The 25333-nt window shown below is 37.7% G+C and carries 29 protein-coding genes; 19 read left to right on the top strand and 10 right to left on the bottom strand.

From position 1 onward, the window contains the following. The first annotated feature begins 2 nt into the window (after nucleotides 1-2). From moaD to AC3ISE_RS10690, 5 genes are all read left to right on the top strand, one after another. Complete coding sequence (gene moaD, locus AC3ISE_RS10710; protein ID WP_489224172.1) at nucleotides 3-236, top strand: molybdopterin converting factor subunit 1; 234 nt, start codon at nucleotides 3-5, stop codon at nucleotides 234-236. A 504-nt stretch (nucleotides 237-740) separates the two neighbouring features. Continuing rightward, nucleotides 741-3689, top strand: coding sequence for a formate dehydrogenase subunit alpha (fdhF, locus tag AC3ISE_RS10705; RefSeq protein WP_489224171.1), 2949 nt, complete (start codon nucleotides 741-743; stop codon nucleotides 3687-3689). 1 nt (nucleotide 3690) lies between these two features. After that, on the top strand, nucleotides 3691-4230 hold the full coding sequence (locus tag AC3ISE_RS10700; protein WP_489224170.1) for a helical membrane plugin domain-containing protein: 540 nt from the start codon (nucleotides 3691-3693) through the stop codon (nucleotides 4228-4230). A gap of 64 nt (nucleotides 4231-4294) precedes the next feature. Beyond that, nucleotides 4295-5560, top strand: a complete 1266-nt coding sequence (locus tag AC3ISE_RS10695; protein WP_489224169.1) for an L-lactate MFS transporter — start codon at nucleotides 4295-4297, stop codon at nucleotides 5558-5560. 142 nt (nucleotides 5561-5702) lie between these two features. Further along, nucleotides 5703-5846, top strand: a complete 144-nt coding sequence (locus AC3ISE_RS10690) for a hypothetical protein (RefSeq protein WP_489224168.1) — start codon at nucleotides 5703-5705, stop codon at nucleotides 5844-5846. A gap of 49 nt (nucleotides 5847-5895) precedes the next feature. Here AC3ISE_RS10690 and AC3ISE_RS10685 read toward each other — a convergent pair whose 3' ends face one another. Next, entirely contained in the window at nucleotides 5896-6693 is a 798-nt protein-coding gene (locus AC3ISE_RS10685) for a hypothetical protein (RefSeq protein ID WP_489224167.1), read from the bottom strand. A gap of 315 nt (nucleotides 6694-7008) precedes the next feature. Between AC3ISE_RS10685 and AC3ISE_RS10680 the strand changes: the two genes are divergently transcribed. Together AC3ISE_RS10680 and AC3ISE_RS10675 are read left to right on the top strand one after the other, a co-directional pair. Then, the gene (locus AC3ISE_RS10680; RefSeq protein ID WP_489224166.1) at nucleotides 7009-7800 is read left to right on the top strand and encodes a CsxC family protein; all 792 of its coding nucleotides are present in this window, start codon (nucleotides 7009-7011) and stop codon (nucleotides 7798-7800) included. Between the two features lie 215 nt (nucleotides 7801-8015). Continuing rightward, nucleotides 8016-8990 (top strand): CsxC family protein, encoded by a 975-nt coding sequence (locus AC3ISE_RS10675; protein ID WP_489224165.1) that lies wholly within the window; start codon nucleotides 8016-8018, stop codon nucleotides 8988-8990. A 351-nt stretch (nucleotides 8991-9341) separates the two neighbouring features. Here AC3ISE_RS10675 and AC3ISE_RS10670 read toward each other — a convergent pair whose 3' ends face one another. Beyond that, nucleotides 9342-9851, bottom strand: a complete 510-nt coding sequence (locus AC3ISE_RS10670; RefSeq protein ID WP_489224164.1) for a hypothetical protein — start codon at nucleotides 9849-9851, stop codon at nucleotides 9342-9344. Between the two features lie 199 nt (nucleotides 9852-10050). Between AC3ISE_RS10670 and AC3ISE_RS10665 the strand changes: the two genes are divergently transcribed. From AC3ISE_RS10665 to AC3ISE_RS10655, 3 genes are read left to right on the top strand one after another with little or no spacing between them, the layout of a single operon-like run. Further along, nucleotides 10051-11721, top strand: a complete 1671-nt coding sequence (locus AC3ISE_RS10665; RefSeq protein WP_489224163.1) for a DUF6044 family protein — start codon at nucleotides 10051-10053, stop codon at nucleotides 11719-11721. Between the two features lie 24 nt (nucleotides 11722-11745). Then, entirely contained in the window at nucleotides 11746-12753 is a 1008-nt protein-coding gene (locus tag AC3ISE_RS10660; protein WP_489224162.1) for a glycosyltransferase family 2 protein, read from the top strand. Beyond that, nucleotides 12737-13162, top strand: a complete 426-nt coding sequence (locus tag AC3ISE_RS10655) for a GtrA family protein (RefSeq protein ID WP_489224161.1) — start codon at nucleotides 12737-12739, stop codon at nucleotides 13160-13162. The genes AC3ISE_RS10660 and AC3ISE_RS10655 overlap by 17 nt, the downstream gene beginning before the upstream one ends. Before the next feature lie 99 nt (nucleotides 13163-13261). On the opposite strand, the gene AC3ISE_RS10650 is transcribed toward AC3ISE_RS10655, so the two are convergent. From AC3ISE_RS10650 to AC3ISE_RS10640, 3 genes are read right to left on the bottom strand one after another with little or no spacing between them, the layout of a single operon-like run. Further along, complete coding sequence (locus tag AC3ISE_RS10650; RefSeq protein WP_489224160.1) at nucleotides 13262-14368, bottom strand: Ger(x)C family spore germination protein; 1107 nt, start codon at nucleotides 14366-14368, stop codon at nucleotides 13262-13264. Beyond that, nucleotides 14365-15477: a GerAB/ArcD/ProY family transporter gene (locus tag AC3ISE_RS10645; RefSeq protein WP_489224159.1), complete on the bottom strand. Its 1113-nt coding sequence runs from the start codon at nucleotides 15475-15477 to the stop codon at nucleotides 14365-14367. Before AC3ISE_RS10645 ends, AC3ISE_RS10650 begins: the two co-directional genes overlap by 4 nt. After that, a complete protein-coding gene (locus tag AC3ISE_RS10640) occupies nucleotides 15461-16978 on the bottom strand; it encodes a spore germination protein (RefSeq protein ID WP_489224158.1) in 1518 nt (505 codons plus the stop codon). The genes AC3ISE_RS10645 and AC3ISE_RS10640 overlap by 17 nt, the downstream gene beginning before the upstream one ends. Nucleotides 16979-17452: 474 nt before the next feature. On the opposite strand from AC3ISE_RS10640, the gene AC3ISE_RS10635 reads away from it, so the two are divergent. The 3 genes from AC3ISE_RS10635 to AC3ISE_RS10625 all read left to right on the top strand — a co-directional run bounded on the left by AC3ISE_RS10635 (nucleotide 17453) and on the right by AC3ISE_RS10625 (nucleotide 19936). Next, the gene (locus tag AC3ISE_RS10635; RefSeq protein WP_070877428.1) at nucleotides 17453-17821 is read left to right on the top strand and encodes a replication termination protein; all 369 of its coding nucleotides are present in this window, start codon (nucleotides 17453-17455) and stop codon (nucleotides 17819-17821) included. A 113-nt stretch (nucleotides 17822-17934) separates the two neighbouring features. Further along, a complete protein-coding gene (locus AC3ISE_RS10630) occupies nucleotides 17935-18546 on the top strand; it encodes a hypothetical protein (protein ID WP_489224157.1) in 612 nt (203 codons plus the stop codon). Between the two features lie 322 nt (nucleotides 18547-18868). Continuing rightward, nucleotides 18869-19936: a PRK06851 family protein gene (locus AC3ISE_RS10625; RefSeq protein WP_489224156.1), complete on the top strand. Its 1068-nt coding sequence runs from the start codon at nucleotides 18869-18871 to the stop codon at nucleotides 19934-19936. Between the two features lie 33 nt (nucleotides 19937-19969). On the opposite strand, the gene AC3ISE_RS10620 is transcribed toward AC3ISE_RS10625, so the two are convergent. The 3 genes from AC3ISE_RS10620 to sspL form a co-directional block, all read right to left on the bottom strand. Then, on the bottom strand, nucleotides 19970-20326 hold the full coding sequence (locus AC3ISE_RS10620) for a hypothetical protein (RefSeq protein ID WP_489224155.1): 357 nt from the start codon (nucleotides 20324-20326) through the stop codon (nucleotides 19970-19972). Nucleotides 20327-20394: 68 nt separating this feature from the next. Next, nucleotides 20395-20574: a hypothetical protein gene (locus AC3ISE_RS10615; RefSeq protein WP_070877424.1), complete on the bottom strand. Its 180-nt coding sequence runs from the start codon at nucleotides 20572-20574 to the stop codon at nucleotides 20395-20397. Nucleotides 20575-20834: 260 nt separating this feature from the next. Then, nucleotides 20835-20978, bottom strand: a complete 144-nt coding sequence (gene sspL / locus AC3ISE_RS10610) for a small, acid-soluble spore protein L (protein ID WP_070877423.1) — start codon at nucleotides 20976-20978, stop codon at nucleotides 20835-20837. A 118-nt stretch (nucleotides 20979-21096) separates the two neighbouring features. On the opposite strand from sspL, the gene AC3ISE_RS10605 reads away from it, so the two are divergent. Both AC3ISE_RS10605 and AC3ISE_RS10600 read left to right on the top strand, forming a co-directional pair. Further along, entirely contained in the window at nucleotides 21097-21261 is a 165-nt protein-coding gene (locus AC3ISE_RS10605) for a hypothetical protein (protein WP_489224154.1), read from the top strand. A 348-nt stretch (nucleotides 21262-21609) separates the two neighbouring features. After that, nucleotides 21610-22389, top strand: coding sequence for a hypothetical protein (locus AC3ISE_RS10600; protein ID WP_489224153.1), 780 nt, complete (start codon nucleotides 21610-21612; stop codon nucleotides 22387-22389). Between the two features lie 46 nt (nucleotides 22390-22435). On the opposite strand, the gene AC3ISE_RS10595 is transcribed toward AC3ISE_RS10600, so the two are convergent. Together AC3ISE_RS10595 and AC3ISE_RS10590 are read right to left on the bottom strand one after the other, a co-directional pair. Next, nucleotides 22436-22738, bottom strand: coding sequence for a hypothetical protein (locus AC3ISE_RS10595; protein ID WP_489224152.1), 303 nt, complete (start codon nucleotides 22736-22738; stop codon nucleotides 22436-22438). Between the two features lie 119 nt (nucleotides 22739-22857). Further along, nucleotides 22858-23190, bottom strand: coding sequence for a hypothetical protein (locus AC3ISE_RS10590; RefSeq protein WP_489224151.1), 333 nt, complete (start codon nucleotides 23188-23190; stop codon nucleotides 22858-22860). Between the two features lie 139 nt (nucleotides 23191-23329). Between AC3ISE_RS10590 and AC3ISE_RS10585 the strand changes: the two genes are divergently transcribed. From AC3ISE_RS10585 to AC3ISE_RS10570, 4 genes are all read left to right on the top strand, one after another. Further along, entirely contained in the window at nucleotides 23330-23893 is a 564-nt protein-coding gene (locus AC3ISE_RS10585) for a cysteine dioxygenase (protein ID WP_489224150.1), read from the top strand. A gap of 55 nt (nucleotides 23894-23948) precedes the next feature. Continuing rightward, on the top strand, nucleotides 23949-24266 hold the full coding sequence (locus tag AC3ISE_RS10580; RefSeq protein WP_489224149.1) for a hypothetical protein: 318 nt from the start codon (nucleotides 23949-23951) through the stop codon (nucleotides 24264-24266). A 117-nt stretch (nucleotides 24267-24383) separates the two neighbouring features. Further along, nucleotides 24384-24758 (top strand): nucleotide excision repair endonuclease, encoded by a 375-nt coding sequence (locus tag AC3ISE_RS10575; protein ID WP_191556919.1) that lies wholly within the window; start codon nucleotides 24384-24386, stop codon nucleotides 24756-24758. A gap of 225 nt (nucleotides 24759-24983) precedes the next feature. Next, nucleotides 24984-25262, top strand: coding sequence for a DUF1292 domain-containing protein (locus tag AC3ISE_RS10570; protein WP_489224148.1), 279 nt, complete (start codon nucleotides 24984-24986; stop codon nucleotides 25260-25262). The last annotated feature ends 71 nt before the right edge of the window (nucleotides 25263-25333 follow it).

Here is a 25333-nt window from a genome sequence, read left to right as displayed (position 1 = left end):
AAATGATTAAAATCTTATTTTTTGCCCATTTGCAGGATGAGGCCGGTACCGCTGCAATGGAAATTGACAAAAGCGGCCTTACGGTGGGCGAATTAAAATTGTGGGTACAGGAAAACCACGGTCTTCAAGGATTAAACAGCGTGATGACAGCCGTTAATGAAAGCTTTGCAAATGAAAGTGATTTAATTAAAGACGGAGACACTATAGCCTTTATTCCTCCGGTAAGCGGAGGCTAGGATAAGGAAGGGGCTGTCCAATAAGTCTATAACATAAAGCAGGGAGGAAAAGCGAATGTTATTTATTTCCTTCCTGCTTTTTTTATAGACTCTTTTCGTATGTTGTAATTAGTCTACATGTTAAAAATCTTAAGTGAATTGCAGCGGAAGGAACTTGTCTCCTGCGGGAAGTAGAGGGAAATGGGAGACCCCGGAGGCAGAGCTGAGGAGGCTCCCACCCTCCCCGCGGAAAGCAAGTTCCTGGAGCGGAAAGAAACGAACAACATTTATCCTGCAATACAACAATCTATGCGAAAACAGACTTTCTGGACAGCTCCCTTTGTTCAATATATGACTTTCGTTGTCCTGAGGTTTATTCATTGTTGAAAAGACAGAATCTTGCTACAATTTAGGAAGCGCTTACATTTATTGCTGCTTGTTTTGTTCATGGTGATGAAGGGTAAATGAAATGCTGTACTGAAAATTGATTGAACATTTTAACTATTCGTGAAAGGGGAGGTCTTTTTGTCAGACAGTTTTAACGTAAAAATTAACGGAGCTGAAGTAAAAGCAGAAGAAAATCAGACAGCCCTTCAACTTCTTTCCGCCCAAAAGCTTGAAGTGCCAAACGTTTGTTATCATCCAAGCCTTGGTGCAATTGAAACGTGCGATACATGCATAATAAAAGTAAACGGGGAATTTGTGAGGGCCTGCTCAACAGAGATCAGGAACGGAGATGTCATTGATTCTGAGTCACCTGAAGTAAAAGAGGCCCAGCTCATCGGCATGGACCGGATTTTGCACAATCATGAGCTATATTGTACGGTCTGTGATTACAATAATGGCGGCTGTGACATACACAATACAGTGAAAGAAATGAAAATTAATCATCAAAGCATTCCGTTTGCTCCAAAGCCCTATGAAATAGACCAATCCAATCCTTTTTACCGTTATGATCCGGATCAATGCATTCTATGCGGCAGATGTGTAGAAGCATGCCAGAATGTTCAGGTAACAGAGACTCTTTCTATCGACTGGGAACGGGACCGCCCACGTGTGATTTGGGACAGCGATGTGGCAATCAATGAATCTTCCTGTGTATCCTGCGGTCATTGTTCAACAGTGTGTCCCTGCAACGCGATGATGGAAAAAGGGATGGAGGGGGAAGCGGGTTATTTAACAGGCATTGCCAAACAAACGCTGCGTCCGATGATTGAAATTACCAAAAATGTTGAGACCGGCTACGGCTCAATCCTTGCTATATCTGACATGGAATCAGCTATGCGGGACGAGAGAATCAAGAAAACAAAAACTGTCTGTACATATTGCGGTGTCGGGTGCAGCTTTGATATTTGGACTAAGGGGAGAGAAATCTTAAAAGTTGAACCTCAGGCTGAAGCTCCTGCAAACGGTATTTCAACCTGCATAAAAGGCAAATTCGGATGGGATTATGTCAATAGTGAAGAAAGACTGACAAAACCTCTGATACGGGAAGGCGATGCTTTCCGTGAAGCGGAATGGGATGAGGCGCTATCCCTTATTGAAACAAAGTTTTCTCAAATTAAAAACGAACATGGTCCTGACGCACTGACTTTTATCAGCTCTTCAAAATGCACAAATGAAGAATCTTATTTAATGCAGAAGCTTGCAAGATCAGTAATCGGAACGAATAACATTGATAATTGTTCAAGATACTGTCAGACACCTGCAACAATGGGATTATTCCGGACAGTCGGCTACGGAGGCGATTCTGGCACGATAAAGGATATGGAGATGTCGGAGCTCGTCTTGATAATCGGTTCAAACACGTCAGAATCGCATCCGGTTTTATCTACTAGAGTGAAGCGGGCTCATAAACTTCATGAACAAAAGCTGATTGTCGCTGACCTAAGAAAACACGAAATGGCCGAGCGCTCTGACTTATTCATTCAGCCTGAATCAGGAACAGACATTGTCTGGCTATCTGCCGTAACCAACTATATCATCGGCCAGGGCTGGGCAGATATGGAATTTTTAAAGAACAGAGTAAATGGATTTGAAGAGTATAAGGTCAATTTAGCGAAATTCACGCTGGAATATGCCGAAAAAACGACAGGCATATCAAAAACCGAGCTGATCAAAATAGCTAAGATGATTCATGAAGCCAAAAGCACAGTTGTACTCTGGGCAATGGGTGTCACCCAGCATTCAGGCGGCAGCGACACTAGTACAGCCATTTCAAACCTGCTGCTGGTTACAGGGAATTATGGCCGTCCCGGTACAGGCTCCTATCCTTTAAGAGGCCATAACAATGTGCAGGGAGCCAGTGATTTCGGAAGCATGCCGGACAGGCTGCCTTCCTACGAAAAAATCACTGATCCTGCAGTACGCGCTAAATATGAGAAAGGCTGGGGGGTTAAACTTCCTGAACACCCGGGATTAAACAATCACGAAATGGTAGCGGGGATTCACGCTGGAAACGTAAAAGCGATGTATTTAAAAGGAGAAGAAATGGGAATCGTCGACTCCAATATCAACTACGTCCATGCCGCTTATGAGAAATTAGACTTCTTCGTCGTTCAGGACCTCTTTTTATCCAAGACGGCAGAATATGCAGATGTTGTGCTTCCGGCAAGTCCAAGTCTTGAAAAAGAAGGAACATTTACAAATACAGAACGCAGAATTCAGCGTTTATATCAGGTTCTTGAACCTATGGGCGACTCAAAGCCGGACTGGAAGATCATTATGGAGATTGCAAATAAGCTGGGAGCTGGATGGGACTATAAACACCCAAGCGACATCATGGCAGAAGCAGCTATGCTTGCACCTCTTTTTGCAGGAGTAAACTATGAGCGGCTGGAAGGCTACAAGAGTCTTCTTTGGCCAGTAGCAGCTGATGGAACAGATACACCCGTTCTTTTCCTGGATGAATTTCCATTTCCAGACGGCAAGGCGCGCCTCTTTCCTGTCGATTGGACGAAACCGCTCCAATTTGACGCGGAATATGATATTCACGTGAATAACGGGAGGCTGCTTGAACATTTTCATGAAGGCAATATGACGTATAGATCAAAGGGCATTTCTTCAAAAACACCAAAAACATTCCTTGAGGTATCTCCTGAACTTGCCGAGGAACGAGGGATAAAAGACGGCTCTCTGGTCAGGCTGATATCCCCCTATGGGAAAGTAAAGGTGCAATGTGTGATTACCGAACGCGTGAAAGGAAAAGAAGTGTACCTGCCTATGAATGATTCTGGAGAATCAGCCATTAATCTAATCACAAGCAGCTACGCAGATAAAGACACAGATACACCTGCTTATAAAGAAGTAAAGGCTAGACTTGAAGTGCTGGAAATCGAGGGTGTCAACCCGTTGCCAAAAACAAATTTCCGGTATGGAAACCCAAATCCTCAAAGAGGTGTAGAAGTAGAAAGAAAATGGAAGCGCAAAGACTATGTATTCCCAGGTGACCTCGTTAAGAAGGAGGGAAATTAGGTTGGCAAAAGCAACTAAAACGATTACCCGGATAGATAAAACAGAAGAAGAAAAGCGAAAAGAAGATTTAAGAGAAGTGGAAGATGCCCTGATCAGGCATAAAGAAGCCATTATTGATACGCTTGAGATCTTACAGCACATGCAGGACAGAGGGGTTTTGCCTCTATTGAAGGGTTTATTCGGACAAGGCGACAAAGTGATGGACATTCTTGTAAAAACGGTGGACAAAAAAGAAACGACCAACAGTTTGAAAAATTTGCTATTAATGACAGGGGTGCTTGGCATGATCAATGTCAAACAGCTGGAACCCTTTTTATTAAAAGTGAATGCGGGAGTTGCCAGAGTGGCTGAAAATAAAGATCCGGCAGAAAAAACGAGCTACTTTGACCTTGCGTGCTCCCTGAAAGATCCTGAAGTAAACCGGGCCGTCACGATGCTGATCAGTTTCTTGAAAGGAATGGGGCAGGAGACAGAGCACATTGAAAAAACCTCTCAAAGTAAAGAAGATCAAGTGCGTCATAAAAATGAAACTCTGGAATAAGGCCATGAAGGCAGGCAAATCAGTTTCCTGCCTTCACCCTAATGCTTAGAAAAGAGGAGAAAAAATGACGAAAACAAAAAATCGCTGGCTGATTGCAGCTGCAGCGGTGGGAATTCACATTTCAATTGGGTCGGTTTATTCCTGGAGTGTTTTTACTAACCCCCTTAGAGATGAACATAATTGGGGATTAAGCGAAATCTCGCTTACATTCAGCATTGCGATTCTTTTTTTGGGATTATCGGCAGCATTTATGGGTCACTTTGTTGAAAAGTATGGACCTAGAGCTTCCGGTCTGCTCTCAACAGTATGTTTTGCGTCAGGTTTAATAGGAGCAGGTTTCGCTGAAAGCATTGGATCTTTGTATCTTTTGTATTTTTTTTACGGAGTTCTTGGAGGAATTGGGCTTGGCATCGGATATATTACACCGGTTTCCTCGTTAGTAAAATGGTTTCCTGATAGAAGAGGACTTGCGACCGGTCTTGCCATCATGGGCTTTGGATTTGCTTCTTTACTTGCAAGCCCTGTGATAGCATCGCTCATAGCAAGTGTCGGAATAGACAAGACTTTTTATATCCTTGGAACCGTCTATTTTATAATAATGATTTCATCATCCCTTTATCTTGCCCCTCCGCCTGAAGGATGGATGCCTGCAAATAGGAAAGAGAATCAAACGGAGACAGAAACGGTAAAGAGAGATTTATCCCAGCTTACAGCAAACGAAGCAGTCAAAACGCTCCGTTTTTGGGCTTTGTGGACCATGCTTTTTATTAATGTTACTTGCGGAATTGCGATTATATCCGTGGCATCCCCGATGGCTCAGGATATTGCGGGATTAAGCGCAGCTGCAGCCGCAGCGATGGTAGGAATCATGGGATTATTTAATGGATTTGGCCGAATCGGCTGGGCATCGGTTTCTGATTATATTGGCCGTCCTAATGTTTACACAGCATTCTTTGCCATTCAAACAGCTGCTTTTCTTTTGCTGCCGAATATCACAAACGCTTTCTTCTTTCAAGCTCTCATCTTTTTAATTTTAACCTGTTATGGAGGAGGATTCGCTTCAATTCCAGCTTATATTGGCGATCTCTTTGGCACCAAACAGCTGGGGGCTATTCACGGATACATTTTGACTGCATGGGCAGCGGCTGGACTTGCAGGACCGCTTGTTGTTTCTTGGATCAGAGAAACAACTAACAGCTACTCATTGACACTGTCTATATTTGGAGGTGCTTTTGCAGCAGCACTGGTTATTTCTTTACTTATTAGGATAAATATTAAAAATGTACACAAAAGAAGTCAGCAATCGGCTTCAAACTCACTGCCTTCATAATAAATGATTAGCGATTGGACATTCTATTTGTTAATAGAATGTTTTTTTATGAATAAATTGGTAAAAAAGTAATATTTTTAAGGAAATATTACCTAATAATTAGTATAATATACTTAATATGGATCGGGAGGTGAACATGTAGATGGAGCAAAAGCCATTGCACTATGACGGAAGTGTTCAAGCAGAGGGGGATAATGAGCAAACATCATCTGAACCCTTGAAAATTACTGATGAAATGAGAAAAAATTTAGGCAGCAATCCATATTTTATTGAAATATATGAATAGTTAATAGACGGCCTCTAATTTTTGGGGGCTTTTTATATGTCTGCTTTCCTTATCTTCTCTTTTTAGAACGAATAATAATAAATGTTTCTTCATCCTCCTCTTCTTCGTATTTATAGGAATCATGATATTTTGCTTTTTCAGTAACTTGTTCCTTTATCCTCTCTGGAGTGAGTCTTTTTTCCTTTTCTTGTATCACTGTTTTTTCCTGTTTTTCTTGTTTCTTTTCCTTTTTTTCTAATTCTTGTTTTTCCTTTTTATCTTCATTTGTTGCTTTATCAGGCTCTTTTTTGTCTTCTTTCAGTTCTTTAAGTGAATCTTTTTTTAATTTCTCCTCTTCCTTCAATTTTTTTTCTTTCTTGTTTTCCTTAAGAGGTTCTTCCACACACTTGATCACTTCATCCTTTTCTTCTTTTAAAACTTCATGCTCAATTTGTTCACATTCTTCATATCTGCTGGGTTCTTCATAAGAATAAAGACATTTCGCATCTTCATGTCCATCTGTACAGTAATCTTGATGCGAATGAATTTGTTCATCCACACACTTGCATTCAGTATCAAAAAAAATGACTTCACAATGATCCTTCACTTCTTCAAGCAGCATTTCTACAAGAACCTCTTTGTTCATAGCCAGTTTCAATGTATTGTTTAAATCCTTTTTTAAATGAATCAGAAATTCAGACGAAACAGCATTTTTTATTTCTTTAATAGCAATAAGCTCTTCATAGATTGCTTCAGATAAAGCATGATTTAAAGTTAAAACCGATTCAAGGAACCTATTAATGTCCCGGCATTTACAGTTGTCACAGGCTCCGGTGCAGCATTCATTTCCATTGTTATAAGAAGACACAATAATCCCCCTTCATGTAAGTTTCTCTGAAAATAGACTATGCAATGAAAATCTGATTGGATTGGATAATTAGAATTTGATGATTAAAATAGGCACGTTGCATATGAAGAGAGGAAAGTGTGAAGGTGTAATTAAAAAGGGCTCCTTATTTTTGATATTTGTTTAAAAAAGGCGAATGCACTGAATAAAATGCCGTCTCAATAAGGTCACTTTTCACATTATCTATACAAGGACGAAGTTAGAGCGAACAATTATTGACAAAATCTATGCTTTACGCTTTTTCTTTGTCTAAAAAATATTAGGAGGAATAAATAGATGTCTGTAAATCCGTTCAGAAGAACAACATCTGCAAATCATTGTGACGCTACAAACGTCACGCCGCAGCCGATTCCGGCAAACAGTCCAATTATTAAAGTTCCAGTAGTGCTTCAGGAAGTATCTGTACAAATCCCAATGCATGCTGAGATTGACTTTCCAGGGAATGAAAGAGTACTCGAGATTAAAACGATTGGTAAAAAGACTTACGTGACACAATGCAGATTGCTTAACCGGGCACCTGCTGCAGATCAAGACCCTGCCACTTTTGTTGGTAAGCTTTATCTCAGTGGCTTTGTACGCAAAAACATTCAATATGCGTCAAACCCAGCAGTTGATGCTCAAGGAGAAATTCTCTCAACTATCCGTTCATTGACTGTTGAAGTTCCTTGGAGCTGTGTAGCTGAAGTAAATGGTTTCCTAAGCCTTCCAGTTGGACCTTTCACTGATACACGTGATGAATTTGGCTACTTGATTTCTCAACCACTTCCAAATGGGCGAGATTTCGCTGCAAAGGATCGCCTAGAAGGTACTGATCTCTCTCAATTCCATCAGATCAGTACTCAATTTTACAACGAAATGCCTTTCTGTGAGCTTATCCGCGCTGATATTATTGAAATCGATGAGTCCTTAGACCGTGTCCCTTTTGAGGGCGGAACAGGAGACCAGCAAATTGTTGGAGAAGGTACGTTCAATCGTCTTTCTGAAAAAATGGTATTAGACTTAACACTAAAACTATTGCAAAGACAACAAGTTAGAGTTGAGTCTTTAGGACCAGAAACGAACGGCTAAGTTAAAAAGGAACAGGTTATAAATTTGTAAGGCTGTCGGGTATTACCCGGCAGTCTTTTTTACATGGTACATAACTAATTACACGACATATTTTATGGTGTTGAAATCAAAAAGTGTGCACCCAAAAATAGACTTGTACCTAATTTTTGAGTCCAAACAGGCGAATGCCTTTTGCATATGATAAATTGCACAAAAATTTAAGGAGGAATCACTAAATGTCTGTTGAGCCATTTCCGAGAAACACTTCCATGCAGCATTGTAAAGCAACGATCGTAGATCCATCAGCAACTCCATCAACTGGTATCATTATTAAAGTACCAGTCGTGCTGCAGGAAGTCCGAATAGAAATTCCAGTACATGCTAAAATCACTTTTCCTAAAGGAGAAAAAGTTCTTGAAATTAAAGAAATTAAAAAAAGGGTTTTCTTAACACAGTGCCGCCTTATTAACCGCGAGGGTGCAACCTCAGGCCAGCTATTTTTGAGCGGGTTCGTTCGCAAGAATATTCAATATGCCTCAAATCCAAAAGAGGAATGCAAAGGATCTGTTTCATCTGTCATTAAATCACTGACAGTTGAGGTGCCGTTTGATTGTGTTGCTGAAATTGAAAGTTTTCTTACTCCACCAGTGGGACCTGTCAGTGATACGAAAGAAGAATTCGGTTTTTTTATTGCACAACCGCTTGGAATCGGGTTTCCAGAAAAAGACCAATTATTATCCACTGACATTTCTCAATTCCACCAAATAAGTACGGAACATTTTAATGAAATGCCATTTTGTGAACTCGTAAAGGCTGACATTATTGAATTTGATGAAGCACTGAACCGCAGCATAAAGAAAGAAGAGTGCCCGTGTATTGAAAGCTGCGAAGAAAGAGAAATCATTCTTGAAATTCCGCTTGAAGATTACATGGAACTGTGCAGTGAAGAAGAAGGATGTGAATGTGAAGAATGTAAAAAAGAACATGAATTTAAGCATTCAAGCTCATCTAAACGAAAGTCGTTTAAAGAACTATCTGACAAACTCAGTATGGAAATCATGGCATATGAAGAAGATTTTGAACGGAAGGATGTCAAAAAAGATCATCGAATAAAAGACGCAAAGATTGAAACCTTTACTGAATTATCAGAGAAAATGATCTTGGATATTACACTTAAATTGCTTCAAAGGCAGCAAATTCGCCTAGGGTAAATATCACACTATAAAAGCACCTATAACAGGGTGCTTTCATTTTTTGCGTGGAAAATAGGCTATTTACATAGGATTCTATGAAAATTGGATGAATGAATCACTTCATCTAACCATACGAAAAAAGAATTTCTTAATAAGATAGTATAAGGGATCAGTCACAGATTACATGATTCTTTCTTTGCAAGATTTGAATGAGATATCCGGCAGCTATGTGTAGCGATTGTGATACGTTGTCTGATAGATCAAGACGTCTTCTTGCAAGGTTGGATTTATTAACTAATGATGACTGCACCTTTAGTATGGATTGATGAAAGAGGTGAAAATATGTGCCAGAAACATGTTGAAGTTCGTTTAATCTGCAAGCGTGTTAAACATTCGAGCGAACACTGTCCATGTGATCATTGCAAAAAACACGATGAAAAATGGATCTGTAAATGCGTTAAAGTTTGTGATGACTGGAAGAAAGAAGAAAAGCACCATTGCGAATGTGAACACTGGAAGAAAGAAGAAAAGCACCATTGCGAATGTGAACACTGGAAGAAAGAAGAAAAGCACCATTGCGAGTGTGATCACTGGAAGAAAGAAGAAAAACACCATTGCAAGTGTGAGCACTGGAAGAAAGAAGAAAAGCACTATTGCAGGTGTGAGCACTGGATGAAAGAAGAAAAACATCATTGCAAGTGTGAGCACTGGATGAAAGAAGAAAAGCACCATTGCAAATGTGAACACTGTAAGAAAGAAGAAAAGCACCATTGCAAGTGTGATAAATGCAAGAAAAAAGAGAAACACCATTGTAAGTGTGATAAATGCAAGAAAAAAGAGAAACATCACTGCAAATGTGATAAATGCAAGAAAAAGCATAACTAAACTAAAGGCTATCTAATCGCTAAGCTGCTTATTACGGATTAGGCGCATCTGGTTCTGACCTTTAACTTGCGATATTTTTTAAGACTTGTGTAAAAGCAAGTCTTTCTATTTGGATACAAAAGAAGATGGAATATTTTATAGGAAGTTGTAAAAATTAAAGGAAACACACCTGCCTTAGCCACGAGGTGAAAAGATGGAACAAAAAAGGCAATTTGATCACATTTTGATCTATTTATGTATATTGGTCATCGCTTTATATGCAGCACCGCTTTTTATCCTAAATGAAAATGCGCACATACGCGTTCATGATAATCTGGATTCTAATCTTGCCTGGTATAAAGTGCTGACGGAAAATGGTTACCTCTTAAGCGGGCTGAATGAAACTTTGCCGCAAATTATAAACGGACTGCCCCGAAATGCTCTTGGTTCTGAATGGAATCTTCAAATCTGGCTGTACAATTGGTTCCCGACTATGACAGCTTATGCATTCTCTCAATCAATCACAAGAATTTTCGCCTTTTTAGGCATGTATCTTCTCTTGAAGGACCATTTCTTAACAGAAAGGCAATATTGGTTTATTACTGCAGGAACAGCCTTAACATTTGCCCTGACCCCTTTCTGGCCCCAGGGAATGCTCAGCACTCTGGGAATGCCACTTGCTTTATGGGCATTTTTAAATATCAGAAATGGAAATCGTTATTGGCTCAGCATGGCAGTCTTAACTTTGCTCCCTTTTTACTCAAGTTTTGTTTTAGGTTTTTTCTTTTTTTTAACTGCTATATGTATTTTATGGATCATGGATGTGATGAAAAAAAGGAAGTGGAACCTGCCTTTTTTAATCTCTATAGGATACATGATATTTGTCTATTGTATAGTTGAATATCGGTTAATCTATTCCTTTTTATTTTCTTCTGAACCAAATAGCCGTGATGAGTACTTCCATGCGAGGCTGCCATTATGGCGGGTCATAAGGCTTACATTTAAGAACTTTGTATTAGGCCATACCCATGTCATGACCGTTCATGGCCTGATTATCCTGCCTGTCACTCTGTTTGCTTTATACATAATTATCCGAAAAGGAAAATGGAAAACAGAAAAACCTTTTGTTTTTTTATTCATTTTAAATTTCTGTTTATCAGCGTGGTATGCTTTCTGGTTTTATAAGGGATGGCTTCCTTTAACGGAACGTTTTCATTTCATGGATACCTTTAACTTTGCAAGATTCCACTTCTTGCGGCCGATCATTATTTATGTGGGTTTCGCTCTGGGATTAAAGATTTTATACAGTGAATTTCCCAAAAAGGGGGTAATCGGGGCGTGTATTTTAGCTCAAGTAATAGTGCTTGGCCTCTTTAATGATGAAATTATCTATCAAAAGAAACCATCTGTAAAAGAGTTTTATGCAGAGGAACAGTTTGCTGAAATTAAAAAACATATTGGTATGCCAGTTGAGGATTACAGAGTTGCAAGCCTCGGACTGCATCCTGCCATCGCTCAATACAATGGATTTTATACTCTCGATACGTATAACAACTTTTACCCGCTCTCGTATAAATACCAATTTCGGAAAATCATCGAAAAAGAACTCAGTAAAAATAAAAGACTGCGGATTTATTTTGATGAGTGGGGAGGAAGATGTTATCTTTTCACCAGTGAACATGGGAAAAAGTATATGTTTACTAAAGATTCAGCTAATCTTTTTAAAAGTCTTGACCTGAATACGAAAGCATTTAAAGAGATGGGCGGAGAGTATATTTTTTCAAGCTTGCCGATTGAGCAGCCGGAAAAGAACCATTTAATCCTGGATAAAGTATTTCATTCTGAGGAATCGGCGTGGAAAATTTATCTCTATAAGGCCAAATAAACACAACACGGGAGACTCTACATTATGAATGCACCTACTTTAACTATTGTAGTTCCATGTTATAACGAAGAAGAAATTCTTCCTCATACGATTCATAATCTCAGTCAAGTTCTTGAAAATTTGGTAACAGAAAAGAAAGTATCATTAAAAAGCAGGGTCCTGTTCATTGATGACGGCAGCAAAGACTCTACCTGGTCAATTATAAATAAAGCATGCCTGAATATGAAAAGAGTGGCGGGATTAAAATTATCAAGAAATGCAGGGCATCAAAATGCATTGCTTGCCGGGATGTTCACAGCCCATGAAGGATCTGACTGTATGATCACGATTGATGCCGATCTGCAGGATGACGTCACAGTTATTCATGACTTTATAGACACTTATCAAAAAGGCTTTGAAATCGTTTACGGAGTCAGAAAGAAAAGAGGAACCGATACTCTTTTTAAACGCAAATCGGCGGAATGGTTTTATAAAATAATGAAAAAGCTGGGAGTCGAGCTTGTCTACAATCATGCGGATTATCGGCTGATGAGCAAGCGGGCCGTACAAGAATTGAAAGGATTTGATGAGGCTAATTTGTTCTTAAGGGGCATTGTTCCGCTGATTGGATTTAAATCAGCCAAGGTCTATTATGACCGGAAAGAAAGGCTTGCAGGGCAAACCAAGTATCCATTAAGCAAAATGCTGTCATTTGCGTTTGATGGCATTACATCCTTTTCAGTGACACCAATTCGCTTTGTCTTATCAATGGGTTTGATCACTTTCCTTGTCAGCCTTCTGTTCGGCATTTATTGTCTGACGATGAAATATCTTGGCCGGACACAAACGGGGTGGACATCATTAATTGCCTCTATATGGTTAATAGGAGGATTGCAGATGATTGCCACAGGCTTAGTGGGGGAGTATATAGGAAAAGTATACAAAGAAACCAAAAGGCGTCCTAAATATATTGTCGATATTGACTTATTCAATCTTCCGATTCAAAAAAACAATATACAGGAAGAAGACTTTCGCTATGAGCTCAGAAAGTAATTTAATTCGTTTTGATCCTTTATTTATTAGATTCATTCTCGTTGGAATCATGAATACAGCTGCAGGCTTATCAGCAATCTTCCTTTTCCTTAATCTTTTTAACGCGGATTACTGGCTTTCAACTTTTTGGGGAAACATCATCGGTGCAGCTGTCAGCTATTATTTAAATCGTTCATTCACATTTTCAAGTAAAACCAGCATCAAAAAAAGTCTTCCGCGGTTTATAGCAGTAGTTATTGTGTGTTATTTTGCAGCATTTTCCTTTGGAAAGGCGGCAGCTGAATTCTTATATCTTATATTTCCACACTTTTTAATAATGACGGAGGATATGCTTGCCGTGCTTATGGGGACAGGTGTGTATACATTATTAAATTTTTTGGGACAGAAATATTTTGTATTCAGGCTATAAATATTTCTAATAGACGTCTTATTGTTTCAAATAAAATTATGTTCTAACTAATCAATTTAAAACGAAAAGAAGTGATCACTTTATGATCACTTCTTTTTGTCAATTGATAATTCCATGACCGACAATTTCCACTTCAATTTTAGGAGTAATGGTAATAGAAGGGTACTTTTCATCCCAATTGATTTTTTCCCACGTTTTTGGGTGAAAGGCAATGAGCCGTCTTCCAATTCCAAATAAATCCGAATTCGCTGCTTGTATTTTTTTTATAACCGCATTTGCCTCTTTTGTTAATTCTTCTGAAATTTTTTTATTGAGCTTTTTCACCACTTTTTCATCAGTTAATTTGTCGTTTGGGTACTCTACAACTGAAATATCAGCTTTCATATTAATTTCCACTTCAATGTTAGCTGGCGATGCCGATTTAAATTTGATTTTAGATTTTGAATTGCTGATATTATACGTAATAAAGTTAAGAACATTAAATTTCTGGTTTTCCTTAACTTGAGTCACAAATCTTGCAACCTTTCCAATCTGATTATCCAATAGAAGAAAAATAGTTGATTCCTCAGCACTGAGTGAGCCCACTAAGGATTTTTTATGAAAGATACCAGTGCCATTTAATACAATTTCGTTTTCTTGCATTTTTATCAATGGAATAGCAAAATCTTTACCCTCATCAAACATAATGGTGCAGATTGTTTGCAAGTTTTGTTTAGGGACTATTGTAGTGGATTCAGCATCTGTAATCAATTCAATGATAAATTCTGAAATTAATACATTTTTTTCCGTTGTTTTTTCTAATATTTCTGCACCTTCTCCATCAACTACAGCTATTTGAGCAGAAATTGAGCTATGAGGGTCTCGATAAAAAATATCTAAAAACTGGTAAATATCCTTCTCAGCAAGGTCTTTCCCTAAAAGAAAGACTCGATTTTTAGAAGGTTCAAATACTCCGGATATCTTATTATCCATTTGCATTCTTGTTTCACGGACCGTATTACCTGTTCCCTGTACAATGACATTTGTAGGGGCGCCATTTGTAAAGTCGCGAATGACAGCTGTTGCTTTTACTTGTTCATTCTCCACTAAATCAAATGCAGATGAATAGACAAGCCTGCCTTCTTTCAGCAGACGCTGATCCCAACATCCAGTGATGAACAGATTGATCATGAATAAGATGATAAGTCCAGACTTTTTATAATTCATTTTTCCTTTCCTCTTTCCTTCTTCTTAAGAATAAGAGAAATCCCAAGAAACAGAATGGGTATTATCAAAACAAACAAATAAGATAAATTTATAACAGCTTTATTGAACATATCCATTTCGGTCGACTTATTTGGAACAACGGCAAGAAAACAGGCTAATGACCCAAAACATATTGTGAAAAAAGAACGTTTCACCTTTTTAAATCTTTTAAAAACGAGAACACTCCCCTCAGTTGATAAAAAAAGATAACTTGTTAAGGAAGTTATTACATTTACTACCCACAAAGATAAAAATAGAAGGTCTACTCTTTCAAGAATTTGCAGATATAAAGACTTTACAAAATAAAGAACTGGCTGCGGAATAATCTTTAACTCTTCTGGACTAAATGTCATTAAGGTCACAATTGTAAGAAAAGTATAAGTTAGTGTAACAGAGATATTCGCCACAGTTACAGAAGAGTATATGGAATTATCACCATTATGCTGAAAATAGGGATACACGATGAGTATTAATTCAAATCCAAGCATGGAAAAATAGGCTTCATTCACTCCTTTTAAAATATGAATCCATCCAGATTGGCCGATTGGGAAAAGGTATTTCCATTCAACCGGATAGGCAAACAAAACAACGATGGAAATGATGATAAGTAAGATAATTAGGCTTGATACTACAGCATAAACATTGCTGATTTCTGCAACATTTTCTTTCCCCAAATATACAGCGGTACTTATTAGCATAATCATGACGATCCATTTGGGAGTAAGAGGCAATGCCCACGTTTTAATGATTGCAGCAGCAGTCATAAGGATTAAACTTGTTACCAGCAATCCATAAACCATGTAGCTTATATTAATGACAGTACCAATGACCTTGCCTGTAAGATCTGTTGAATATTGAAAGATGGATTTTCCAGGAAATCTCCTTGAAAGAATCCAGAGCAAGGTAATGATCATCTGGACGAAGACACCTGAGAGCAGGGTAGATATCCAGCCGTCTTGTATAGAAACTGAAAAAACGTTAAATGGCAACCCCAGGATTCCTACACCAATTTGTGTTTGAATGATAAAGAAAGTTAATTGAAGTGAAGTCAGATTAGTTTGATTCTTCATCTTTTTTCCATCCTTTAGAGTTTGAAGTTTTCCAGCTGTATTGTGGCTTCAAATCCTTTGGGCGGACTTTCATTGACCAAATCGGCGCTCTGAAAAGTGTATCCTTTATCGCTTTTAAATCTAAAGGAGCTAAAGGATATAAATAGGGATGTCCAAGTGATTTTAATGTGGACATATGAATAAGCACAAGCATCAAACCAATCACAATTCCGAAGATCCCAAATAGAGCAGCAAAAACCATTAGGGGAAAACCTAAAATCCTAATGGACGTACTCAATTCATTAGAAGGAATAACAAATGAAGAAATGGCAGTAATCGCGACTACAATCACCATTGTATTTGACACAAAATTAGCTTCGACAACGGCTGTTCCAATAACAAGACCTCCAACAACCCCAATAGTTTGGGATATTGGGGTTGGCAGTCTAATAGCAGCCTCTCGAAGTAATTCTAATGTAAATTGCATGATAGCAGCCTCTATTAAAGGAGGGAAAGGTACAAACTCTAGAGAGCTTTTAATAGAAAAAATAATCTCTACTGGAATCACTTCATAATTGTAAGAAATTAAAGCGATGTAAAAAGCAGGTAAACACATGGCTGTAAGAAAGCTAATAAGTCTGATAAATCGAATAAATGAACCAATAAAATACCGTTCATTATAATCTTCAGCTGTTTGAAAAAAACTAAAAAAAGAAACAGGGAAAATTAAGACAGTTGGACTTCCTTCCATAATGAGGGCTACTCTGCCTTCCATAAGATTAGCAGCGACTCGGTCAGGTCTCTCCGTATTTAAAAATTGCGGGAAGGGTGTAAACGATTGATCTTCCAGAAATTCTTCAAAATATCCAGGTGACTGTATAGAATCAGCTTTAACGTAACTTATTCTGTTTTGAATGGTTTCAATAAGTTTTGGGTTAGTCAGATGTGAAACGTATACAATGGCATATTTTGTTTTAGTAGTTTCTCCTATACTAGAGAGCTTAACCGTTAATTTAGGACTAGAGATCCTTTCGCGGATAAATTGAATATTTTCAGTGATTTTCTCACTAAATCCCTGATGTGACCCTCTAATGATTTTTTCATTAATTGGTTCATAACGTTTAACCTGCTCTTTTGGTATAGGAACTGAATAGATGAATTCATCTGTTAAAAGAATGCAGCTACTCTCAGTCATTTCCGAAATGGCAGCATTCAAATTTGATAATAGTTTGATATTCGAAGTGTTAATAACATGTTGAATAGCTCCAGAGCCGTGATCTATCAGGGGCTTAATAATGCTGGTCTGCAAAATTTTATCATTAATAATAGTATTTAAAAATAAGATAACGACTTTTGTATTATTAAAAATCAACTCTCTGGACTTCAGATCACTTGTATGAAATAGACCATCTTTTATAAATTGGACTTTTTCATTTAAGCTTAGGCAGGAAGGAGAAAATGCTTCCTGTATTGCACTCCGTTTAATCGTCATTTTTTTATTTTTCCTAGAAAAAGAACTCATAACAGCACCTTCTATAAACCATCTTTTTATTATGTTTACCAAATACCGGTCTAGTATTCATGGTTCAAAATAATCAAACTTCTCCAATGAATAGAGGTTAATCTACAATCTTCACTAATGTAATTTTTGTGTATCGATATTTATTAGGCAGCAGCTCAGGAGTTTATATTATCTAGTTAAACTATGATCTAAATTAACATAGTTAAAAAAAAATCCACAGACAAAACCAGTGAGGAACCTTTGATTATTCCCTCCAGGACATAACATTTAAATTAAACAATGTTCTAAATGAACATTTATTAATATATTTTCGCTCGGACAAAATTTATCATTATAACTCAATTATTATCACTTCAATTGTTAACAAAGGGTACAAAGACTCAATTTCCGACATAAAGCAGGGATTTTTTCTAAAAACATTGAATTATTAGAACATAATGCTATCAAAATATCTTCAGGAGGGAGATGTTTCGAATGGGTGAGAAAAGAAGTGCGAGCGGATTTTTATTAAAACAGAGAGCTTTTCTTAAGCTCTATATGATCCGAATGACGGAACAGGATAAGCTGTATGGGTTAAAGCTGCTTGATGTACTCCGTGATGAATTCAGAAGATATGGATATAGACCAAATCATTCAGAAGTATATAAATCGCTGCATGAATTAATAGAAGACGGAGTATTGAAGCAGGTCAAAAGAAAGAAAGAGGGCATGAAGCTGCAGGAGGTCGTTTATTACAAGTTCGAGGATTATGAGAAAGCAAAGCTGTATAAAAAACAGCTGAAGGCTGAGCTTGATCGGTGCCAAAAACTGCTTGATAAAGCTCTGCAGGATAATTATTCATAAAAAGACCATATGGATCGAATCTGGATACCAGATTCGATCTTTTAATATGTTTGCAGTAATTTCATGTTGGGTTATGATAGGAATAGATTTACGCAAATACAGGAGGATTGAACATGCTGCAAAAAACGATCAAAGCATATATTGAAAATCAAATAAATCATGATCCAAAAAATCAATCTATTGGCATTTACAAACAAGAGAAAGAATATGCTGAGGTGCATGGCCTTGTTCCTGAACAAGTTAAGCTAGTGGAAGAGAAAGCACAGTCTCGATTCAAGGATGCTTATTTGGAACGAGTTGATAAAGAAACAGAAGAATTGATTTCATCTGTAAACCCATCCGAGTTTCTTCAAGAAAAAGTAAATTTCTTAAAAGCGAATCAAAAAGAGTTTGTTTATTTAGAATCTGATTGGTTTGACATTATTAAAATTGACGGCTTAACGCTGGAGCATGATGATGTTTTTGGCACGTATAAAGGACTGCTCGGATTAAAACAGAAAAAGGCCGCCGGCAGCAGCATACGGAAATGGTTTAATGAAAAAGCTAATGGAGAGACAACAAAATTCCAGCTGCTTTTTAATGATAAGGACGGCTTATGGGATGTTAATTTTGACTGTGATCTCATTGAGGGCTTTCATGAAGAATTAACATTGAATACAGCATTTGAAATGATCTATGGCTTTCTTTTTGAACTAGTGAAAGACTTGGAGAGTACTGAGCAATAAGTGATATTTTGAAGCCTGCAGAAATGCAGGTTTTTATTTGTAGATTGCGGCGGGTTGATGCGGTGACGAGGGGCTATGATTCTTTTTTTTAGCGGATTTGAACTGTATTGTGGAATCATACAGGGTCTATGATTCCTCTTTTTCCGGATTTGATCTGTTTTGAGGAATCAAACAGAGTCTATGATTCCTCTTTTTCTGATTTTGCTCGATATTGAGGAAGCATACAGCTCCTATGATCCCAAAATTCATAAATTTAATAATAGGCGTTCACCCTTACTCACTTTGAACATATGTTAGAAAAAAAGAGTGAGAGGATGATTGGATGAGCGGAAAAGCTCTTCATTATTTTGCCGGCGGGAATACTGCTAAAGGTTATTATAGTCTGTATGATTCTGCATTTAAGAATTTGTCACGTGTGTTCATGCTTAAGGGTGGATCAAGAGCCTATAAATCAGAATACATGAAATCGATTAGTGAATCATTCCTTGCAGCGGGGCATTCTATTGAGTATTTACACTGTCCATCTAATAATGAGTGGCTCGACGGGTTCATAATTCCAAAAGCCGGAACAGGAATCATAGATGATTCGGTGCCAGATATTCGCAGTCACATACCGGTAGAAAACCTTGAAGTGATTGTCATGAATAATGATATGAAGCATCAATCTGCAAATCATGATGCAATCGGACAGCTCACAGCTGACATTTCTTTTAAATTTCAGCAGGCATACGAAACGTTCGCGGCTTCGCTGAAAGCACATGATGACATTGAAGATATATATATCGCAAATATGGATTTTACTAAAGCGAATCAGTTATCAGCTGATCTTATCGACCTTTTCTATGGAGAAGAGAAGGCCGGGAAACCATCTGATGTAAAACACCGCTTTCTGGGCGCAGCTACACCTGATGGAGCAGTAGACTTTATTCAAAACTTAACAGAAGATATCGAAAAACGGTATTTTATTAAAGGGAGAGCTGGGTCAGGCAAGTCCACGATGCTGAAGAAAATTGCTGCCGCCGGCGAAGAAAGTGGATATGATGTGGAAGTCTATCATTGCGGATTTGATCCAAACAGCCTCGACATGGTCATACTTCGGGAATTAGGCATTGCGATTTTTGACAGTACGGCCCCGCATGAATATGATCCCGATCGTCCAACAGATGAAATAATCGATATGTACGAAACATGCATAACGGCTGGAACAGATGAAAGATTCGAGCCTGAAATTCACAGAACAACTAAAGCTTATAAAGATAAAATGAAAGAAGCCATTTCTTATTTGGCAGAAGCAAAAGGGATGATGGATCAGCTGGAGGAATTAAAAGGCGATATGCCATCTTCATATTCAGTTGATTTATACAAAATAATCACAGAAGAATTAAAGTAGGAATGAGGAGAGCTAATGATCTTAGCTCTCTAGTTATGTCAGTTTAAAAAAACGGATAGGTGTATCCAAATTAGATTGATCCCGGTAAGACCGGTAAGCTACTACCTTATGGTCTAAAGTCCGTACATCAAGCTGTAAAATCTGAGACCCCCTGGTTTCCAGCTTGTAATGAACATCACCCTGGTCCAATGTATAAAATGAAAAGGTCAGACCTAAAAGATGCTTGGTCCTTTTTACAGAATGGGGATGGAACCGGATGTAAGCTGCTAATTGTTCAATTGTAGCTGTTTGGGTTCCTGTCAGCGAATCGATTCGCTGTTTTACATATGCAGCCGCCTGAATTAGATTCATTTTCGTTCTATTTAGCATGTTAGAAAAATGAATATCCATATGGCTTCTCCTTTCATGATTGTGATCAGGAGAATTCATCATAGTTCATTCTCCCAATCTGCTGAATTTTACTGATTTTGATCCGGCTGTGCAGAAAATTGGTTATTTGCCCCTTGGCTGCTCATTCCAGTTAATTGAGGCATCATATTCTGAAGCTGACCTCCGCGGCCTGTCATCAAACTGTATGCAGCTGCACCAATACCGATAGAAGCAATGATAGGAAGGATTTGGATATTATTTTTATTCATTTTCAATCACCCGTTTCATAATTACTTTTTTTAATGCAGTTATAGGTTCTGTCTTTTTCTAAAATCTAAAGCTAACAAATCCTTCCTGACACAGAATTTCTTTAAAGCGGCAAAATAGTGATAGCCTCTCTTTTAACAAGAGAGGCTATATTGCATTCATAAAGTAAATTTATAAAGTTTAGATGTCAGTAAACCGAAATCCTTTAAGAATTACTAACAAAGGAAAGAGAAGGGAAGGAGACACCATTGCCCCCCGGTTTCTAAATTTTTGTATTGGATTTTTTTGCTCTATTCTCAAGCTCGCTTTTAGGTTCAGATGAAAACTCAGTATCTTTACCATGGCCTTGAGGATTCACGCTGGGTGCTGCTTTACCGCGGTTTGATCCTGTAAATTTGCTGCTCATTGCACTCACCTCCACACATAATATGCCCTAAATAAAGGATTTTAAAAGCAGTTTTTGGTGACCCTCGGAAAAACGTTCTTAAAAACGAATTATCTATTAATTCAAATATAGGAGGCCTATGATGAAAACGGTTATTTCAAATAAAGAATTAGCATTGTTAGTCGATGCAGCGACAAAATCTAATGTGTCAAAAGAGGATTTCAAGATGTTCATTCAATCAAAAAAACTTGAAAGAGAAATAAAGGTCTACGTAAACGATAAATTTATGTCCTTACTTAAATAGTTGGATGTTTTTTCTGTTACTTAACAAATTAATTAAATCTCCTGTAAACTAAGTTCCATTTATTTTTTTGCATAAAGAATGAAAACCCTTACAATTCATTTGAACTGACATCTTAATTTCGTTCACATTGAAAAGGTGCCTTAAAAGTTTATCCCCGTTCTGAAGATAATTAAAAAAACAGTTCATGTCATATATGCTGCCAATAAACTCTCCATTAATTCTCATTTTCCTTCTAATTTCTGTTAACCAGCACTACGCTTAATTTTAAGCCCAAACATATGTGGTTCACATGGAAAAAGACACCTACATAGACTATAAAGAATGAATAGGAAAGAAAGGAGATAAAACGTGTTCAATAACGACAGTCATAAAAGTCAAGCAAAGGCTTATTTAACGATTCCTTCAACAGCAAGTACTTCAAACCAGGAATTTTTCCGTGTCAATTATATGCAAGACTTTCTGAAACACCAGCAGCAAGTAAATACTGAACTTTCACATGCAGCAAATACCTTGAACAGCATACTGCATGAGTCCAGAACAGAGCAAATGCAGCACTTTCATGCTGTTTACAGGCAATTAGAAAAACAGGAAGCTGCGACATCACCGCTGCTGTCAAATATAGAATCACAGCAGTCTGCATCAATAATAATGAGTGAACGATTAGAAATTCTGGAAAATTCAAACAAAGAAATGATGAGCAAATTATTAAGTGAAGGTCATGTAAGCCAGGCAATAATTGATCAGCTTACTTTGCAGGATCAGTCTATAAGAGAACTTTCAGGGAGATTTAAAACGTATGAGAGCTTGCAGGGAAAAATAATAGACCAGCTGGATTCGCATGCTGAACTTAAAGAACAGATTAAAAACAGGCTAGAACTGCAAGAGGTGTTTCATCAGAGTGTAATCGAGAGGATCAATCATCAAGAAGCTTTGACCGAGAAAATTTCAAGAGACATAGCTCACTTAAAATCGGTTATTTTTGAAAGAGTTTCTTATCTCGCTGAAAAAGCAGAAGACAATTTCAAGATAACGAAAGAGTATATATTTAATCTTTTCACAAAAAGTGAATCGTTTAAAGAATATACGATGACAAAGCCTCCAAAGAAAAAGGATCTTTCAAACCTTTAACACAAAAAAACCAACTTCTGTTGGTTTTTATCATGTCATCATTTCATCATTTATTTTTCCATTTAGCCATCTCTTCCGTTACCACAAACGCAAGATCGTCATTTCCAAACAGGGAGAGTACACCAAGAAGTGTATCGTTTGAAATTTCGCCAGCTTCCTCTTTGGACACAGTTAATTCGATTGCTTGCTTCAATTCATGATTTTCCGCCTGATTAGGATATGCGCGTACATAAAGTTCTGCAGGGTCAAGATCATGATTGATGCACCATTGGGCAAAGACAAGTATCATCATTTGCTCGTCGCGCTGATAATTGCGGATGATTTGTTCTTGTGTTTCTTTAGAATTCATATCGAAAAGCTCCTTACTATGTACATTTCTATCCCTATCATAGCACAGGATTTTACGCTTGTAATGATTAGAAAAAAGAGGCTTCATTAGGAAACCTCTTCGATTCATGAGTTTAGCTGTTAATAATAGAACGGATAAGGAATGAAAAATGGAAAGATAAACGCGTAATACGGAAAACGGCGTCTTCGGTAACGCCGGAATCTTCTTCTATATCCATATTGCCTGTTCGCATCCATTTCACTTTCTTCCACTTCTTCAGGTATCATCATTGTGACACCCTCATTATCCATATCCTCGATAATTCCTTCAACTTGCGAGCCATCTGACATTCGTGCAATGACATAAAAATTCATATGTCTTCTGCATGTGCTCATTGCATCTTCTCTAGTTTCGAAAGGTTCTTCTTGCGGCCAATTAGCAGGATAATACCCATAATGGTTATTGTTCATCATAATCCCTCCTCTGCGGTTTAGGTTATTCACCCACATCGAAACATGTGACAATGTCGATAGAAGTATTTTTTTTCATATGGATAAGATATCGGATCATAATGTTTAAAGTGATACCTGAACTTGAACGGAGGTTACTATTTTGAAGCTGATTGAAAAAGTCGAAACCATTCTTGGAAGTGTTCAAACTGAGTCGAAAATGGAATTATTGGAAGCTTTAATGAATTTGAATATACAGCTTGAAGAATTAGAACCCTTTCTTAAAAACGAACAAAATAAACCATATTACCGAATGCTGCTTTATAAAAATGATTACCTTGAGCTGCTTGTAATGAACTGGTCTAAGCTGGAATGTGTGCCACATGATCACGGGAAGTCGCATGGGTGGATTCAAGTCATAAACGGAGTTTCTGAAAACACTGTTTATGAGGTCAAAGAGAACCAGCTGCCTTCTGAACTATTCACAGAGAAAAAAGAGAGTGGGAAGATCTTTTTTGCGCCAAAAGGTGGCGTGCATAAAATGGGGGAGGCACAAGGCACAAACCTTGTAACTCTTCACCTTTACTCTCCGCCAATTAAAGGAATGAAGGTGTATGATCTGGAAAAATGTGCAGCATGTGTCGTTTCAGATGATTGTGGAGCATGGTGGCCTGATGAAGATTCTCAAAAGGTGAAAGAAATAAAACTGAAAAAAGCTGCGGAATGAATTCGCAGCTTTTTATTCTGCTGAAATTGGATATAACTATATTGAGGTGATTTCAATGAAGCGGCCGACACACCTGATCATTTTTTTTATGGCAGGACTTTTCCTTTATTATGCCTGGACAGGCTTTGTAAAAAGTGAACTCACAATTACAACACATAAAGGGTCCATTTTGGAAAAATACGAGACAGCAGACATTTTAGAATCAGGAATGAATGTTATGTCTCACCCTGTTTATCACATCAAACTTTCAACAGGTGCCCGTCTGCAGGTATCTGCATTTGTCTATAGCACCCTCAAGACAGGGGAATCAGCCGTTTTCGCAGAAAAACAAAACCATGTTTACCTTATAGCTGAAAACAAATTAATATATTGAATACTCTTTTTATAAGATTTGGTGGCATTTTCCGCTATACGTATGAGATAATACATAAGTTCATTTTTCGCACGAAATCGATAAGAACAAGTCACATAATATAGGAAGTGAATCTTAATGATTAAAATTGAAATACCTAGAGCAGATGTTGTCCTGACTAGAAATCCGGTTAAAGGCCAGCCTGTTGAAGCTCCATTAAGCAGCGAATACGGTTTTACTGATTACAACAGAATTCCCCGCGATAAAGGCGGAATTTTCATGTTTTACAATATCAATGATGAACTTTTGTTTGTAGGCAAAGCACGCAAGCTTAGACAAAGAATCAAAAAACATTTTGAAGATACTGTCTCTCCAATCAAAAACAACCGTGATGAAGTACATGAAATTGCTGTTTGCATCGTAGACAGTGCAGTAGATCGTGAAATTTACGAGACATACATTATTAATGAGCTTCAGGCAAAATATAATGTAGATAAAGTATTTTATAAATAACGAAAAATAAGCATTCGGCCCTGCTGGATGTTTTTTTATTGGCTCAATTTTAAAAATAAAAAACAGCATCGTTAAAGAATTGCTGCTGTTTAACGATAATAGGTATTTGCGGTTCAAAATGTTATAATAAATTGGTTTCAAAAGAGGATTATATTATTTGAGTTAGGGAAAATAACTAAAGCAAAGAATTCATCCGAATTTCAACTAATGGAAGGAGATTTTACGATGGATAAAATTGAAGTAGGCGAGATTTTCACAATCAGCGATGAGAACGATCAGGAGCAGGAAGTAGAAGTTCTTGGGGTATTAGAAGTAGACGGCACTGAATATGTTGCAGTTGGTTTTGTTGAAGAAATTCAGCAAGAAACAGACGAAGACATTGACATCTACTTCCTTCGTGTAGACGAAGAAGGAGATTTCACTGCCATCGAAAGCGACGATGAGTTCGATAAAGTATCCGCTGCGTTTGACGATTTGATGGAAGAAGAAGCAGAAGAAAACTGATCTACATAATTTTAAGACCAAGTGCTTTCATGCATTTGGTCTTTTTTGATGGAAAATACCTTATCCATAGT

Source organism: Metabacillus sp. KH_069, from assembly GCF_057838075.1.
This window is presented reverse-complemented; position numbering and strand designations above follow the sequence as displayed.